The organism is Ruegeria sp. BC5, assembly GCF_056539205.1.
Genome location: NZ_JBQFUN010000002.1, coordinates 231,618 through 248,212, shown reverse-complemented (window position 1 = coordinate 248,212; position 16,595 = coordinate 231,618). Strand labels below are relative to the sequence as shown.

Sequence of the window (16,595 nt, the reverse complement as noted above, 5' to 3'; positions counted from 1 at the left end):
CCTTCCCCCGTTGGGCCGGGCAGCGCTGCGCGCTGCGGTTCCGACTTGAAAGTCCTGCCCGGGATTGGTTCAGTCGGGCGCAAGCAGAGATTGATTTGACAGGGGCGTAATATGCCGATTGAAGCCGTAATTTTCGACATTGGAAATGTTCTGATCGAATGGCAGCCAGAGCGTTACTATGACAAGGCCATCGGAGAAGACCGCCGCCGCGCCATGTTTGCCGAGGTTGATCTGCACGGGATGAACGATCTGGTTGATCAGGGCCACCATTTTACCGATACGATCTATGATTGGGCTGAGAAATACCCCGAATGGCGCGACGAAATCCGCTTGTGGCATGACAAGTGGATCGAATTGGCCACGCCGGAAATCCCGCATTCCGTTCGCCTGCAACGAGCTTTACGGGCCAAGGGCGTTCCAGTTTTTGCGCTCACTAATTTTGGGGTGCAGAATTTCGACTATGCCACCACGATTTATCCGTTCCTGAACGAATTTGACCGGCAATATGTCTCGGGCCGGATGAAAGCGGTCAAGCCGCACGCCCCGATTTATGAGATGGTCGAAGATGATTGTGGCCTACCGCCCAGCAGTTTGCTGTTTGCCGATGACCGGATCGACAACATCGAAACGGCACGCGCGCGGGGCTGGCAGACGCATCACTTCACTGGCCCTCAGGGCTGGGCGGAAAGGTTGGTGGCCGAAGGTCTGTTGACCCCGGACGAGGCCAAGTAGATCAGGCCGGAACCGCCGTTCCGCTGCGGTTTTCTCGAATGGGCAGGTGAACTATAGCGCTGAAGGCGCCAACGGCTACGCCAATCCACCAGACCATCGTGTAATCGCCATAGACATCATACATGCGCCCGCCCAGCCAGACGCCCATGAAACCGCCAATCTGGTGGCTGAGGAAGATGAAACCGTACAGGGTACCCATATAGCGCAGCCCGTACAGATGCGCGACAAGACCCGAGGTCAGAGGCACAGTCGCCAGCCAGAGCGAGCCCATGACAATCGAAAATACGATGACCGACATTGGTGTAATCGGCATGAGGATAAAGACCGCAGCCGCCAATGTGCGGGCGGTATAGATCGACGCCAGAAGGTATTTCTTGGGGAAGTGATTACCGGCCCAACCGGCCAGTAAGGTGCCACCAATATTCGCCAGCGCCACCAGCGAGATTGCCACAGCCCCCAGGGCCGAGGTGGTGGTGATGCCCAGCGAATGCAGCACGCCACCGGGTTGGATCGGGCTGCACATCTCGGTCACGAAGGCTGGGAAATGGGCGGTGATGAACGCCAGTTGATAGCCGCAGCTGAAGAACCCCAGAAAAATCATCGCATAAGAGGGGTCGCGGAACGCACGGCTCAGAATCTGGCTCATGCTCTCTTCCAGTTCGGCCTTGCTGACCGGTTGTGGTGCACGCATGAAAGGCAGCGTCAGCACAAGGGCTAGAATCGCAGCTGCAAAGACAAGAAACACCTGTTGCCAGGGCAGGAAGCTGAGCAACCATTCTGCCGTCGGTGCGCCAATCACCTGTCCGAAACTGCCCGCCGCCGTGACAATCGCCAAAGACATCGAGCGGTTCTTGTCGGACGACGCACGCCCGACCACCGCCAGTACGACACCAAAACCCGTGCCCGCGATGCCAAATCCAACCAGCCACGCATACATTTGATGACCAAACGGCGTTACAGACCAAGCCGACAGAACCATACCAGCCGCATAGGTCAACGCGCCAAGAATGATGGCTTTTCGGTCGCCAATCTTTTCAGCCATTGCAGCAAAGATCGGCTGTCCAATCCCCCAGGCCAGGTTCTGGATCGCGATGGCCAGCGAGAAATCGGTGCGTAGCCAACCAAACTCAGTGGCAATTGGAATCTGGAACACTCCGAACGACGCCCGCACGGCAAAGCTGACCGTGATGATAATACATCCTACGATCAGGATCGGATTCAGCAGGCGCGTAGAATGCGACATAGGGACCTCGGGGGTATCAGTTCGACGGACGGTAGCGGATTTGAACAGCTGGTCAAATCAGCAGATTTGCGGTCACGGATAAGTAAATTTGATGGGTCGTGGGAAATGGCCGCTTTTCAAGGCTCAACGTGGGCGCTATGGCTCGGTCCCATGACGGATCTGATTTCGATTTACAACGCCCGCATTGCCGAGGGCAGCCTGACCCGGGACGATGCGCAAGAGGCCGTCCTACCCCATTTCGAACGTATCCGCGCGGCGCTGTCCGCCCCGGTTAAACGCGGGTTGTTCCGCAAGGCTCCGCCCCCGCCCGAGGGGTTGTATCTTTGGGGTGGCGTGGGGCGCGGGAAATCCATGTTGATGGATATGTTTGTCGATGCGCTGGAGGATATTCCTGCGCGTCGAGTGCATTTTCATGCGTTCATGCAGGAAATTCATGCCGGCATGCACAAAGCCCGTCAGGATGGGGTCGAGGATGCCTTGGCTCCGGTGGCGAAAGAGGTCGTGAATTCGGTCAGGCTGCTTGCTTTTGACGAGATGCAGATTATCGATATCACCGATGCCATGATCGTCGGGCGTCTGTTCGACCTGCTTTATGAAGGCGGCGTTGTGGTTGTGACCACGTCAAACCGGCACCCTGACGATTTGTACAAGGACGGGCTGAATAGGCAGTTGTTCCTGCCTTTCATCGCCCGCATCAAGGAACAGCTTCAGGTGTGGGAGCTGGTATCTCCCACAGATTACCGCCAAAACCGGCTGGAGGGCGCACCGGTATACTTCACCCCAATCGGACCCGAGGCACGGCAGAACATTCGTGACGTCTGGACCGATTTGTCGGGCGGTGCGGCGGAACCGCTAGTCTTGCAGGTCAAAGGCCGGTCGGTCGAGCTGCCGGCCTTTCGGAACGGAGTTGCCCGGGCCACGTTCTACGATCTGTGTGGTCGCATGTTAGGCCCGGCGGATTACCTGGCAATTGCAGATGAGTTGAAGGTTCTGGTGCTAGAGGACATCCCGCGCTTGTCGCGCAACAACTTCAACGAAGCCAAACGGTTCGTCACATTGATTGACGCCTTGTACGAGGCCAAGGTTCGGTTGATCTGTTCCGCCGCGGCTGAGCCCGAGATGTTGTATGTCGAAGGCGAAGGGACGTTCGAGTTTGAACGCACTGCCTCGCGACTGCGGGAAATGCAGGATCAGGATTGGGGGAAATAGGGGGCTCAGCCCCCGCCGCGCTTTGCGTGGCTCTCTCGAGGTATTATTGGCCAGATGAAGCCCCTGCGGGCAGAGAATTTAGCCGTTTTCGCGCAAGATGTTTCCCGCCAGATACAGCGAGCCGCAGATCAGAACGCGGGCTTGTGAGTTTTCCCCGACAATTGCTTTCAGAGCGTCGGCAACACTGTCGGCGGTTGTGGCGGTTAGGTTGACTTTAGCCGCGGCAGCGGCCGTGTCTTCGGCACTCAGCGTTGCGGCCTCGCCAGGGATCGATACTGCGGTCAGGCTTTGGACCTGTTTCGCGAGCGGTGCGAGGTAACCCGTCACGTCTTTAGTGTTGAGCATTCCGCAGATCAAATGCGTCGGGCGCTCTGGCAGTTTGGTCAAAACATCCGCCAGTGCTACTCCAGCAGCGGTATTGTGGCCACCATCCAGCCACAGCTCAGCTTGTGGCGCAGCCTCGACCAGGGGACCGGTTTTCAGGCGCTGCATACGAGCGGGCCATTCGGCACGGGTCACTGCGGCCTCGTAGGCGTCGTCGCCCAGATCAAGGTACCGTAGAACGGCCAGCGCGGCACCAGCGTTCTGAATTTGATGCGCACCCAGCAGGTTGGGCAATGGCAGATCACGTAACCCGGTTTCGTCCTGATAGATCAGGCGCCCGTTTTCCTCATGCACATGCCAGTGCTGACCGTGGACCAGCAGCGGCGCTCCCAGGCGTGCGGCGGTGTATTCGATGACCTCTAGCGCCTCGTCCTGTTGCGGGCCGACGATACAGGGCACACTAGGTTTGATGATGCCCGCCTTTTCGGCTGCGATCTTGCCCAGCGTATCTCCCAAAAACTGTTCGTGGTCGATCGAAACTGGCGTGATCACCGTTACTGCCGGTTCGTGTATGACATTCGTGGCATCCAGACGGCCACCCAAGCCGACCTCAAGCAGCGTGTAATCTGCCTGCGTCCGTGCAAAAGCCAGCAGGGCCGCGCAGGTCGTGATCTCAAAATAAGTGATGTTTTCGCCATCATTGGCGGCGTAGCATTCATCCAGAACGGCGGTCAAAGCGGGTTCCGAAATCAGCTCTCCGGCCAATCGGATGCGTTCGTGAAACCGCGCGAGGTGGGGCGAGGTATAGGCGTGGACTGACAGCCCCGCGCCCTCCAACCCGGCACGGATCATCGCCTGGGTCGAGCCCTTGCCATTGGTTCCGGCGATATGGATCACCGGTGGCAGCTTGACCTGCGGATTGTCCAAAGCTGCCAGCAAACGCCAGACACGATCCAAGGTCAGGTCAATGATCTTGGGATGCAGCGCCATCATCCGGTCGAGGATGACGTCAGATGTCGGGCTGGTCATTCTTCGACCGTTTCCTCGGCTGGGGTTTCGGCCTTGGCCTCTTCGGGCTGAGGCGCGGGAAGATCGCCTTTGACCGCTGGCGGCTGGTTCATCAGCATCCGGGTAATGGTGATCAGTTCCTCACGCATCTCGGTCCGTTTGGTCACACGGTCCAACATGCCATGATCCAGCAGGTATTCCGCGCGCTGGAACCCTTCGGGCAGTTTTTCACGGATGGTCTGTTCAATCACGCGCGGCCCTGCAAAACAGATCAGCGCATTGGGTTCCGAAATATGGACATCGCCCAGCATCGCGTAAGATGCGGTCACGCCACCGGTAGTGGGATGAGTCAGCACGACAATATAGGGCAGGTTCGCCTCTTTCAGCATCTCAACGGCCACGGTTGTACGCGGCATCTGCATCAGGCTGAGGATACCTTCTTGCATCCGTGCGCCACCAGCGGCTGAGAACAGAACCAACGGGCGCTTCAATTTTACCGCCTCTTGTGCGGCGGCGATGATGGCGTTGCCGACATACATGCCCATCGATCCACCCATGAACGAGAAGTCCTGTGCGGCAGCCACAATCGGGGTGCGCCCGATTTCGCCCCGAGCAACCAGCATTGCCTCAGACTCGCCGGTCTTTTTCTGGGCTGCTTTCATGCGATCCGGGTATTTCTTCTGGTCCCGGAATTGCAGCGGGTCAGCTGTTGGTGCGGGAACTTCGACCTCGGTGAAAATACCACCGTCAAACAGGTGTGCGAAACGGTCCCGCGGGGTGATCGCCATGTGGTGATCACATTGGGTGCATACATTCTGGTTTTCCGCAAGCTCGCGGTGGAACAGCATCGTGCCGCATTCATCGCACTTGTGCCAAAGGTTTTCGGGCACTTCCCGGCGCGAGAAGATCGAATTGATCCGGGGACGGACGTAGTTTGTGATCCAGTTCATGTCGGAACCTTGTTTTGCGGCATTGACGTCAAATAAGACGCAACGGAAAGAAATGCAATCAACGCCTGAGCGCAAGACGTGCAGTTAACCAGCTGACAGTCATTACCGCAAAATCAACGAACAGCCATTGCCGTAACGAGCCGGTTTCGGACATGTCGTAAGGCAGCAGATACAATGCCAACCCGCTTAACGTTTCAGGCAGCGAAATGAACAGAAGCGCGACCGCATTGTTCAGAAAATGCAATGCAATAGCAGGTCCTAATGTTCCCGACCTTGCGGTCAAATCCGCCGCCAGCAGGCCGAAAATACACGCCCAAATGGCCACCAGAAGGGCATTCTCGCCGGTGACACCGGGCGCATAATGCCCTGCTGCGAACAGTACCGAAGGTACTCCCATCCAGATCGCCGGAGATCGGAATCTAGCCGCCAAGCATTGCTGGATATAGCCGCGAAACAGCACTTCTTCGGCGCTGGTCTGAATCAGGACCGCAATCACCGACACTGGCAGCAAAAGCAACCATGTGGACAGGGCCAGGTTTTGCGTCAGCGTCTCACCCATACCATAGGGTGGCAGGGCCGCCATGATCAGGCCCAGAATCACCAAGGCACGCAGGACCATCCAGAATTGTTGCAATAACAGGCGGCGCGGGCCAAGGATCGCGGCCAGAGACCGGTGCTGCATTTGACGGGCGGCGATAGCCACGCCCAGCGTCAGGAAACCGAAACTCAGCAGCAGAATCAAAGCGGCCGACGTTGAGGTTCCGTGCAAGAGACCCTGCGCCTGATCTGGTTGAAGCAATTGCCCGATAAAGGCAAACAACACTGCGTTCAACGTCACATAGAGAACAAGGACAATACCCAGACCCGCCGCGAGGCGCCACAGTTCGGGCCGGGCGCGTGCGTCGCCCACAAGCCCCTCATGGGCGGCATATGCGTGAGGGTCAGGCATTGTTGCCAGAGCTTTCACCTTCGATGGATTGTGGGATTTCAGGGAACACCTCAGATGCGTGTTGGATGGTGTTGATCCTTGTGGACAACGTGGTCAGATACCCGGCAACGGTTTGCAGCAACTGAACCGCGACCGACGCATCGCTTTCGATCACAGCGCGCAATTCCTCTGCTCCGATGCGCAGGAACGTACAATCTGTGGCCGCTGTCAGATCCAATTGACGGACATCGCCGGTGATAATTGACAGATCGCCGATCAACCGACCGGGTTCAATGATCGATATAGTGCGCGTGCCACCGCTTTCATCGGTCCAGTCCAGATTGGCCTGCCCCTTGATGCACAGATACGCCGCGTCGGGTGCTTGCCCACGGGAAAAGATCATCTGCCCCGACGCAGCCTCGTACCATTGTGCCGAAAAGGCCAGCAGCCGCTGATTGCGCGCATCCAGCCCCGAAAACAGCTCGGTCGAGGATATGATCTGCAGCTTGCGACTCAGATCAGCCGAGGCCCCGTCTTCGTGGTGGGTTTGGGTGCGCGAGACACCGTCAATCCGACCATCCTTGATCTCGATGAACAAGTCATAGGCCTCAGGGTGCGCAAAATGATCCTCCATGAAGATCATGATCGATTCGGGCAACAATTCGCGCAGCCGCAGACGTGTGCGCAGACGGCTTTGGGAATCGTGGCTGGCCAATGCCTTGTCGAGGATCAGGATATCGGGACGTTTGATCCCCGCGCGGGAAAACGCCGCGCGCTCTTGAAACACGGTTGGCAGGTTGTTTCCGCCCAGCCCGGTCGGTAGATCGTACAAAGTCGACGCAGCCCGACGGCGCAGACCAGCCTCGTTCACGGCCTGAGCAACGACATCTTCGATCTCATCGGCATGGGCTCCGGCCATCAGGGACACCCGGCCATAAATCGCATTCTCCATCACCGTCAGGCGCGGGATGTAGCTGTCGGGCGACAGAGGCACGAACATACCATCCAGCGCCCCACGCAGCCGTTCGGCCTGATCCTTGCGGATTGACAGAATCTTGTCCTTGTATTCCTCGGGGAAGTCCGGGCCAATCTGCTCAGCCGTCAGCAGGAACGGCAGCGTCAGCAGCAAAGCGCGCTCATCCTCGGAAATTCCGTTGTCTCCTCTCGACTTACGCCGATCCTTGATGTCGAGCAGACGGTGATACATGTCCTTGGACATCCCCAGACGCAGGAACAGCGGGTGATCGGTGCCGTCGCGGCCAAAGGCCTGATCCAATGTTTCCATCACGGCGCTGGCCATGGACATGGCGTCATCGGCAAGATCATGCATCCCAAGCATGTTCTTGAACCGCCGATCATCCGCCATAGACTCGGGCGTGATATCCCGAGACGGAGTCGCATAGAGCAGGTTACCCCCCAAAGGAACAGCCGGGTTAAAACGATCCGGGTCGAACCGATAAACGTGTTGGTCCAGCCCTTTTTCCTGCAGCTTTTCCGCAATCGTCCCCCGCAGGTTGACCACGTCCTGCGCCAGATCAGGATGCAAAATGGGATCAAATTGTGTGCGCAGGGTACGGCGCAGCATAAGTTCGTCAGTACCCATCGCTTCGACCAGTTGGAACCACCAGGCGCGAATGTCATCAACATCGTCCAGCCCGGCAAGCCCCGGATCAATCCATTCATCCGTCAGCGAATCCGTCGGATTTCCAGCGCGGGCAGCTTCGATTTGCCAGCGAGTCGGCGCCACGGCGGCATCGGCCTCATGCTGAGGATGCGGACGCAGGGGCATTAACAGATTGTCGCCCAGCGTGCCGTCGAACAGATAGGGCCGCGAATAGGCATAGCCGATCCGGGCCGCAATCACGACCTGATGCAGGTCTTTCAGATTGTGACCCGCCATGATCACGTCGCCCTGCACCGGCAGGACTTCGCGGGTCAGGACCTGCGCCAGCGCATTTCGTTCCGCGGCATGGGTCGATTGGATGGCGACCCGCGCACCCTTGGGAATGGTCAGGTCGATATCTTCCAGAATGGTCTTGCCGTCATCATCGCGCACGGTGACGTTTCGCAACTCGATATCGCCCGTCAGATGCGGAATAGTCTCGGGCTCACCCACGAACAGATTTTCAGGGATCATGTTTGAAGGCGCAAAGCGTTCGGTCACGACCTCCCACCGCAGGGACATGTCCTGTACCTGATTGTAATAGGTCAGCAGGTCCTTCCACGGGCCGCTCAGATCCTTATAGGCCCCAAGTGCAGCAACCAGCGCCCCGACTGTCACCTCACCCGTGATCGCCAGATAGCCGCCTACCGAATAGAACAGGAACGGCGTCATCTGCGTGATCAGATTGTTGAGGAACTTCATGAAGAACTTTTTGTTGTAGATCTTGAACCGGATCTCGAACAAAAGCCCCAAACGATGACTGAACTGCGCCTGCCGATACCGCCAGCCGCCATTGGTGCGCAGATCGCTGATCCCAGCCGCACTTTCGCCAATTTCTGAACTGAGGTTGCGGACCTCTTGAATACGTTCCTTGTTCAGCAGGTTGATCTGGCGTTGCAACTTTGGAATCAGCCAGGCCTGTAGAGGGATTAGAGCCACACTGGCAAGGCCGAACCAGACGCTCTGCATGAACAGGAAGGTGACGATGGTCATCATCTGCCCGAACTGGAACACCGGCTGCGCGATCGCGTCGCCCATCAGGCCACCCATCGGTTCGGCCTCAGAGGTGATCATCGACACCAGCTCACCCTGACTGGTGGTGGCGAAATAGGATTTCGGAAACCGCATGGTGCGATGGATCAAAGTGAACCGCAAACGGCGCAACATACGTTCAGCAAGGATGCCCTTCATCGTGTTGATGCGCATTTTCATCAACCCGCTGGCAATCACGGTTGCCAAAAAGGCGAAACACAGGATCAGCAAATACTGCACCTGCGTTACCGAGAATCCCAGGATCGTTACCGTATTACTTGGCGCGCCAATGGCCCCGTTGATAATCTGCTTGGGCAACTCAAGCGAGGCATAGAGGAACGGGAATGACAGAACCGTCAGAAACAGCAGCACAAGCTGTTGTTTTTTCGAATGTTTCCATATGAAAGCGAATAGAGTGGGTTCCATGCCCCGGCCTTGCCTCAAATCTATTGGATGCGTTTTCGGATGATCCACTGCAATCAGGTATCAGACGGTACGCACTGATCTTTACGATTGCAAGAATGGCTGGGCTAACAGGTTTCAAATCGATTGCCCATCCGCCCCATCAGTCACAAATTCGCGAGATTTGCCCCTCAGTATCGTTTATTCTCCTTTAAACCCTGCGTTGTCTTTGACTAAACAGGGTCACACTCTGAATGATGGGGCCATGGGCAGACTTCTGGATCGCTATATTCAACGCCGCGCCGTCGAACGCTGGCGTCAGGCCCTGCGTGGCGCACCTGCTGCACCTGAACCGCAACTGCGGCAACAGCGCGATGATGCGCGCAAGCTGCGCACGCATCTGCAGATGCTGATTCATGAGGCCGACAGCCGTCTGGCCCGACCTCGAATTGGGTCGACCCAATTCCCCAAACCCCTTGGCACCGATTGGTGCTGGCGACCGGATCTGTGGCGCGGGCCATTGGCGCGTCCGGGTGTGGCCTCGGCTGCCCGTAAGGCACAGATGGACCGGCAGGTGACCTTGTTCCACGACTGTTCGCTGGCCGAAATAGCAATGCGGCAGACCCGGAATTCCCGCGACAAGGATCTGGCCGCATATGGGATGACAGTCGAGGTGTTCGGGTTTTCGGGCTCTTTCCTGTCCCTGTCTGTGGAATTGCCGTACGAGGCTGCTCAGGGCCTGACCAAACAGCATCTCATGCGTGTGGATACCCTGATCGAGGCCGAGCAGCCGCTTGAGATATTCGCCCGTCTCAACATCCAGCACGGACCCAACGCTGAACAGGTTCTGCGCAAGCTGGACCTGTCTGCAAGCTCCTGCTCAGTCGATTTCGATCTGGCACATTTGCCCTTGAATGAGTCGCGGATCGAGAAGATCTGGCTGGACCTGATCTTTGAAAACCCGCAGATGAACCGCGTTTCCCTGCGCGATCTGACCTTCTGCCGCCACCATCGCGCCGATTTGTAAGAGGTCCGGCCATGACGCAACCGACATTGACACCCATCCGGTTCGAGAACGGCCTCTGGCAGGGTCACCTGCAGGCCGAGGTGACTGTTGAGGTTCTGTACCTGGGCGAACCTTTGGAAGACGTACGCGTGACACCAGCAGATGACGGATGGGCACTGACTGTCCCTGTACCCGTGAAGGCACTGTCCGATGGCGTGCATTGCTTTGTCATCGTGGACGCAGGCACGTCCGAAAAACTTGGCGATTTTACCATTATCGCAGGCGCCCCGGCAGCGGATGATCTTCGCGCTGAGGTCGAGCTGCTGCGCGCGGAACTGGATATGCTGAAACGGGCATTTCGGCGGGCGCAGAGCGTGGGCGAATAGCCCGTATAGGGCCAAGTCCCTATCTTTTCATCAGAATCCCGTGCATCCTTGAGCGACCCGCAGCAACTTGGGCAAGCTCATGGACCGCAGCAGCATCATTAAACTCATCGCGCTGATGGTGACGGGGTTCGGGATCGGCATCGACTTTACCGGCGCGTTGATCCTGGTTCCGGCTATCGAAAACGGTTTCGACGCCGATATCACCAGCACCCAATGGGTTTTGAACATCTATGCCCTGTTCTTTGCCATGACGATGGTCGCCGGAGGGCGGCTTGGCGACATGTACGGGCACCGCAAGATGATGCTGATCGGCCTGTCGATCTTTATGTTTTCCTCAGTCATGTGTTTTGTATCGCCTAGCCTGGATTTTCTGATTGTCTCACGCGCATTACAGGGGATCGGCGCGGGATGTGTCTGGCCCTGCACGCTGGCCTATGGCGCCACCAAAGTCTCGCGCCCCGAACATCGCGCCATGATCATGGGGCTTATTCTGGCAGGCGTCACATGCGGTAACGTCATTGGCCCGCTGATCAGCGGTACGGTCGTGAACCTTGGGGATTGGCGGCTGTTTTTCCTTGCAAACGTTGTGTTTGCGACCATTTCAATGGTCACCGCCCTGGTGTTGATGGAGCGCGAAACCCAGCACAAAAAAGGCGAACACATCGATGTCGCAGGTATGGGTGTACTGTCTGTGGCTGTCCTGCTGTTGCTTTATGGGTTGGACGTGGGTGCAGATTGGGGCTGGACCTCATCGCCGTTGCTGATGCTGTTCTTCGTCTGCGCTGTTTTGTTCGTCTTGTTCCCACAAGTGGAAAAACGCGTGAAAGAACCCCTGTTGCTGCCCCAGATGATGGCGAACAGAGAGTTTCGCATCACGCTGGGCCTGAACATGTTCAATGTCTCAGCAGCGTTCGTAGGGTTGATGTATTTCCCCCAATACATGCAAAAGGTATTGGGCTGGTCGACGTTGCAATCTGCATTCGGGTTGGCCCCGCTTACTGTTCTGCTTGCCGTGGGGTCCATCTTGTCGGGCAAACTGTACAACGATTTCGGTCCCAAACGGCTTTTGTTCTGGGGTTACCTGTGCGCCACTATCGGTGCGGCCAGTGTTGTCGTGTTGCCCGCAGGGTTGGGCTATTTTCAGATTCTGCCCGGTATGGCGATGATTGGGTTGGGGGCCACGCTGACGGTTGGCCCATCAGGCACCGCTGCGGTTTGCGCGGTGAAACCGGAACGGGCCGGGTTGGTCGGTGGGCTGAGTTTCATGACTCACCTCGTCTATGGTGCCATCTCGGTGGCCTGCGCGACCGCGATCATGTATCTGGCCAGTCTGCGTAGCCTGGGCGAACGTCTGGCGACCGCCGGGATTGATATGTCGGAATCCGATCAGCGAGCCATCAACGGTGGGACGCTGACTACATCCTCTGCACGCGCGATCATGGACAAACTGAGCACGGCCGAAGCCGAAAAGGTCAAAACCGCCATCACCGCAGCGTTTGACACCGGCATGAACATGGCGTTCATTTTCGCCACTGTGTCAGTATCTGTCGGCGTCTTATTGGCGATGTTGCTGGATGAGGAAAAGCTGCACAAAGTGGAAAGCTGATCCACCAAAGAAGAAGGGCCGCCTGTCTGGCGGCCCCGTTTGTTTACTGCGACGGCCCGTTCGGGTTGAAGGCCGACAAACCTTTGAGGATATCGATAGCATAGGCCATTTGATAATCTTCTTCCCGTAGCTCGGCTGTGGCTTCGGCCCGGGCTCGGTCTTCCTCGATCTGACGAATCTCATCTTCGCTGAGGCTGTCATTGTTCAGGCTGCCGCGCAGGTCGGCTTCGGACCGGGCGGGACGGTTCGAATCTTCCTCTTCCGAATCCGGCACCGGGCGCGGTTGCTCGACAATGATGTCGGGGCTGACGCCAAGCGCCTGGATCGAACGACCCGACGGTGTGTAATACCGCGACGTAGTCAGGCGCATGGCCCCGTCGCCACGCAGCGGCATGACCGTCTGAACAGAACCTTTGCCAAAGCTTTTGGTGCCGACCACGATGGCGCGGCGGTGATCCTGCAAGGCACCGGCAACAATCTCGGACGCCGAGGCCGAACCCCCATTGATCAGAACCACAATCGGCTTGCCTTCGGCCAGATCGCCTGGGGTTGCGTTGAACCGCTCACCCTCGCCCGGATCGCGGCCACGGGTAGACACGATCTCACCCTCGTTCAGGAAGGCATCGGAAACCTTGATCGCCTGCGTCAGCAGACCGCCCGGGTTGTTGCGCAGGTCCAGAACAAAGCCATTGACCTTTTCGATGCCACCAGCCTCTTCGATCTGTTCGTTCAGCCCTTCCTGAAGGTTGGGGAAGGTCTGGTCGTTAAAGGTGGTCACTCGCAGCACGACGCTGGTGCCTTCGGTGCGGGCACGCACAGCGGTCAGCTTGATCGTGTCGCGAATGATCGTGACGTCAAAGGGTTCCTGTTCCCCTTCGCGCACGACCGTAATCACGATTTCCGAACCCACAGGTCCGCGCATCAGATCCACCGCCTTGTCCAGCGTCAGGCCCAGAATGCTTTCGCCATCGACATGGGTGATGAAGTCCCCAGCCTCGATCCCAGCCGCATCCGCCGGGGTGTCATCGATCGGAGAGACGACTTTCACAAAGCCCTCTTCCTGCGTGACTTCGATACCCAGCCCGCCAAATTCGCCGCGTGTCTGCACGCGCATCTGTTCGGCATCGTCAGGCGACAGATAGCTGGAATGCGGGTCCAGCGATGTCAGCATGCCATCAATCGCGGCTTCGATCAGCTCCTCGGGCTCAACCTCTTCAACATATTGCGCACGTATGCGTTCGAAAATGTCCCCGAACAGATCAAGCTGCTCATAGACGCTGGCCTTGTTCTCAGCCTCTTGTGCCAACAGGGGTCCTGCGATCTGAGTAGTTGCGAGTATGCCTGCCACGGTTCCGGCCAAACCGGCCATCACAAATTTCTTCATATGTATTTATCCATCCTTGCTGGTCCGAAACCACGATTCCGGGTCCACGGGGCTGTTATCCTGTCTTACCTCTATATAGAGCGTTTCTGACCGATCAGTTCCAGTGCCATCACTGCTTGTTGACAAAATAGCGCCGATTTCGGGCGTTTCACCAGGCATCAAGCCGACCGGAGTGCCCTCGGGGATCACCTGACCGGGGTTGCCGTAGACCTCTTGCAGCCCCGAAAATACGAATAAAAGACCGGGTTGAGGCTCTAGGATGACCAGATTCCCCAAATCCAGCAGTGGCCCGCGATAACGTATCGTAGCCGCGGTAGGCGATGTCACAATCGCGCGTGGACGTGTGCCCAGCACCACACCCGGGCGCTTGACCCCTGCTGCATCCGTGTCACCAGCGCGGTGCAGCACAACACCCTGAGCGGGCAAGGCAACTTCACCCTTGCGCTGTGAAATATCCGCGTTGGTTTCAGCAATCTCCCCTTCTGAGATTTCCGACAGTCCGCTGGCAAACCCTTCCAGCGTTTCTGTGGACGAGATCAGGATCGCCGTTCGAACCGGATCTTCGACAAAACGCACCGGCAAATCGGTCCGATCTGCTATGGCGGTACTGAGCTTCGTGCGCGCGGTCTGCACACCGGTCAGGCCTTCGGTCAGAGTATCAGCGGCGCTTTGTTGTAGCTGCCGCAGGGTTTGGACCTCTTGCAGGTCGTGGGCCAGTTCTTGCGCGTGAGCGTTCAAACCTGGCGTGACCTCGGACAGCATCATACCTGCGCGGGCCGATCCCAACGGGCCAGAGGGGTGCAGCATCAAAACCGGCGGCGCGGTTGTTTCGATGGTTTGCAACACGCCCAGCAACTGCGCGATTTCATCCTCGCGGCTGCGCAATTCAGTGGTCAACTGTGCCTCGCGCGTGGCGGCGCGGCGCAGGCCCTCGCGCATGGCGGTCAGACCGGCCTCATAGGCCTGAATGGTTTCGGTCAGGGCACGCACGCGGTCACGGGCGCTGTCGGCCTCAGTCAAGGCAACGGATGCGTCTTCCAGCATTTGCACCGCATTCAGCGCCGCTGTGGACGGGTCGGTCTGGGCGTGGACCGGCGTCGCAAACAGCACTGCCCAAAGAAGCGCGCGCAAGGTCATAACAACAGACTCTTGCCGGTCATTTCGGGTGGCTGTTCAAGGCCCATCAACTGCAACAGGGTCGGTGCCAGATCGGACAGACGCCCATTGCGCAACGTGGAACCTTCCGGCCCACCCACCAGCGCCACGGGAACGGGATTCAAGGTATGCGCGGTGTGCGGTCCGCCGGTTTCGGGATCCACCATCATTTCACAGTTGCCGTGGTCGGCAGTGATGATCATCGCACCACCTGCCTTTTTCAGCGCGGCAACCACCTGTGCCAGGCCCTGGTCCACCGCCTCGCAGGCTTTGATTGCGGCTTTCAGATCACCGGTGTGACCCACCATATCCGGGTTGGCATAATTGGTGACGATCAGGTCGTACCCGGCCTCGATCGCCTCGACAAACTTGGCGGTAACTTGGGCCGAGGACATTTCGGGCTGCAAATCATATGTCGCCACTTTGGGCGATTTCGGCATATAACGATCTTCGCCCACTTCGGGCGTTTCTTTGCCACCGTTGAGGAAAAACGTAACATGCGGGTATTTCTCGGTCTCGGCGAGGCGGAACTGACGCAGCCCCTGTTTAGCGACCCATTCGCCCAGCGTGTTCACGATATCGCGCTTTGGGAACACGGTTGTCATGAAGGCATTGTGACCGTCCGAGTATTCCACCATACCCAATAGCGCAGACAGGTGCGGGCGCGGACCAGTGTCGAAATCAGCAAAATCCGGCTCGCCAATCGCGCGTAGAATCTCGCGCGCCCGATCAGCGCGGAAGTTGAGGCAGAAAACACCATCGCCATCACTTACGCCGCCATAGCCTTGTAGAACCGTCGGCACAATGAACTCGTCGGTTTCCGACTGGTTATAGGCGTGATCAATCGCGCCATGCGCTGTGGCCGCAGTCCGCCCCTGCCCCTTGATCATCGCCTCAAAGGCCTCACTGACGCGTTCCCAGCGGTTGTCGCGGTCCATCGCGAAATAGCGCCCGCTGACAGTCACAACGCGCGCACCTTCGGGCAGTCGGTCCTCAAGCTCGGCAATGTAGGTGAAAGCCGATTTCGGGGCCACATCGCGCCCATCCGTGATCGCGTGCAGCGCGACAGGAACGCCCGCATCGGTGATGGCTTTGGCCGCTGCGATGATGTGGTTCAGATGCCCATGCACCCCGCCATCCGAAACCAGCCCCATCAGATGCGCTGTACCACTCGCGGCCTTCACCTTGGCGATGAAGGTCTGCAGGGCGTTGTTGTCGAAGAATGAGCCATCTTCGATCGCCAGATCAATCTGACCCAGATCCATGGCCACGATGCGGCCCGCGCCAATATTGGTATGGCCGACCTCGGAATTGCCCATCTGACCGCTGGGCAGGCCAACATCGGGCCCGTGCGTTATCAAAGTGGCATGCGGCCCGTTGGCCATGATTGCGTCGAACGTAGGGGTATTGGCCAGATACGGCGCGTTGGCTTTAGCGTCCTCGGACAGGCCCCACCCATCGAGAATGCACAGGACAACGGGTTTGGGGGCGGTCATTATAGCTCTCCGGATTTCTGCTCTTGGTCGATCTTTTACCGCCTGACCATCGGCGGGTGAACCGCCTTTTG

The 16,595-nt window shown here is 58.0% G+C and carries 13 protein-coding genes; 5 read left to right on the top strand and 8 right to left on the bottom strand.

The features are described 5' to 3' along the window. Nucleotides 1–111: 111 nt before the first annotated feature. Nucleotides 112–732, top strand: coding sequence for an HAD family hydrolase (locus ACR0LY_RS09215; protein ID WP_170350048.1), 621 nt, complete (start codon nt 112–114; stop codon nt 730–732). A gap of 1 nt (nt 733) precedes the next feature. Here the strand turns inward: ACR0LY_RS09215 and ACR0LY_RS09210 are convergent, their stop codons facing one another. Next, the gene (locus tag ACR0LY_RS09210; RefSeq protein ID WP_170350047.1) at nt 734–1,975 is read right to left on the bottom strand and encodes an MFS transporter; all 1,242 of its coding nucleotides are present in this window, start codon (nt 1,973–1,975) and stop codon (nt 734–736) included. A 150-nt stretch (nt 1,976–2,125) separates the two neighbouring features. Here ACR0LY_RS09210 and zapE point away from each other — a divergent pair, with 150 nt between their 5' ends. After that, the gene (gene zapE / locus ACR0LY_RS09205) at nt 2,126–3,184 is read left to right on the top strand and encodes a cell division protein ZapE (protein WP_170350046.1); all 1,059 of its coding nucleotides are present in this window, start codon (nt 2,126–2,128) and stop codon (nt 3,182–3,184) included. A 78-nt stretch (nt 3,185–3,262) separates the two neighbouring features. On the opposite strand, the gene ACR0LY_RS09200 is transcribed toward zapE, so the two are convergent. From ACR0LY_RS09200 to ACR0LY_RS09185, 4 genes are read right to left on the bottom strand one after another with little or no spacing between them, the layout of a single operon-like run. Next, nucleotides 3,263–4,537 (bottom strand): bifunctional folylpolyglutamate synthase/dihydrofolate synthase, encoded by a 1,275-nt coding sequence (locus tag ACR0LY_RS09200; protein ID WP_170350045.1) that lies wholly within the window; start codon nt 4,535–4,537, stop codon nt 3,263–3,265. Continuing rightward, on the bottom strand, nt 4,534–5,466 hold the full coding sequence (accD, locus tag ACR0LY_RS09195) for an acetyl-CoA carboxylase, carboxyltransferase subunit beta (RefSeq protein WP_170350044.1): 933 nt from the start codon (nt 5,464–5,466) through the stop codon (nt 4,534–4,536). Before accD ends, ACR0LY_RS09200 begins: the two co-directional genes overlap by 4 nt. A gap of 58 nt (nt 5,467–5,524) precedes the next feature. Further along, a complete protein-coding gene (locus tag ACR0LY_RS09190) occupies nt 5,525–6,415 on the bottom strand; it encodes a CPBP family intramembrane glutamic endopeptidase (RefSeq protein ID WP_170350043.1) in 891 nt (296 codons plus the stop codon). After that, nucleotides 6,408–9,515 (bottom strand): ABC transporter transmembrane domain-containing protein, encoded by a 3,108-nt coding sequence (locus tag ACR0LY_RS09185; protein WP_170350042.1) that lies wholly within the window; start codon nt 9,513–9,515, stop codon nt 6,408–6,410. The genes ACR0LY_RS09190 and ACR0LY_RS09185 overlap by 8 nt, the downstream gene beginning before the upstream one ends. Nucleotides 9,516–9,756: 241 nt before the next feature. Between ACR0LY_RS09185 and ACR0LY_RS09180 the strand changes: the two genes are divergently transcribed. From ACR0LY_RS09180 to ACR0LY_RS09170, 3 genes are all read left to right on the top strand, one after another. Then, nucleotides 9,757–10,518 (top strand): DUF6478 family protein, encoded by a 762-nt coding sequence (locus ACR0LY_RS09180; protein WP_170350041.1) that lies wholly within the window; start codon nt 9,757–9,759, stop codon nt 10,516–10,518. Between the two features lie 11 nt (nt 10,519–10,529). Then, nucleotides 10,530–10,883: a hypothetical protein gene (locus ACR0LY_RS09175; RefSeq protein ID WP_170350040.1), complete on the top strand. Its 354-nt coding sequence runs from the start codon at nt 10,530–10,532 to the stop codon at nt 10,881–10,883. Nucleotides 10,884–10,962: 79 nt separating this feature from the next. Beyond that, complete coding sequence (locus ACR0LY_RS09170) at nt 10,963–12,489, top strand: MFS transporter (protein WP_170350039.1); 1,527 nt, start codon at nt 10,963–10,965, stop codon at nt 12,487–12,489. A gap of 43 nt (nt 12,490–12,532) precedes the next feature. On the opposite strand, the gene ACR0LY_RS09165 is transcribed toward ACR0LY_RS09170, so the two are convergent. The 3 genes from ACR0LY_RS09165 to gpmI are packed head-to-tail and all read right to left on the bottom strand — an operon-like array spanning nt 12,533 to nt 16,524. Then, entirely contained in the window at nt 12,533–13,873 is a 1,341-nt protein-coding gene (locus tag ACR0LY_RS09165; RefSeq protein WP_170350038.1) for a S41 family peptidase, read from the bottom strand. Nucleotides 13,874–13,879: 6 nt separating this feature from the next. After that, nucleotides 13,880–15,010 (bottom strand): murein hydrolase activator EnvC family protein, encoded by a 1,131-nt coding sequence (locus tag ACR0LY_RS09160; RefSeq protein ID WP_170350037.1) that lies wholly within the window; start codon nt 15,008–15,010, stop codon nt 13,880–13,882. After that, nucleotides 15,007–16,524 (bottom strand): 2,3-bisphosphoglycerate-independent phosphoglycerate mutase, encoded by a 1,518-nt coding sequence (gene gpmI / locus ACR0LY_RS09155; protein ID WP_170350036.1) that lies wholly within the window; start codon nt 16,522–16,524, stop codon nt 15,007–15,009. The genes ACR0LY_RS09160 and gpmI overlap by 4 nt, the downstream gene beginning before the upstream one ends. Nucleotides 16,525–16,595: the final 71 nt, after the last annotated feature.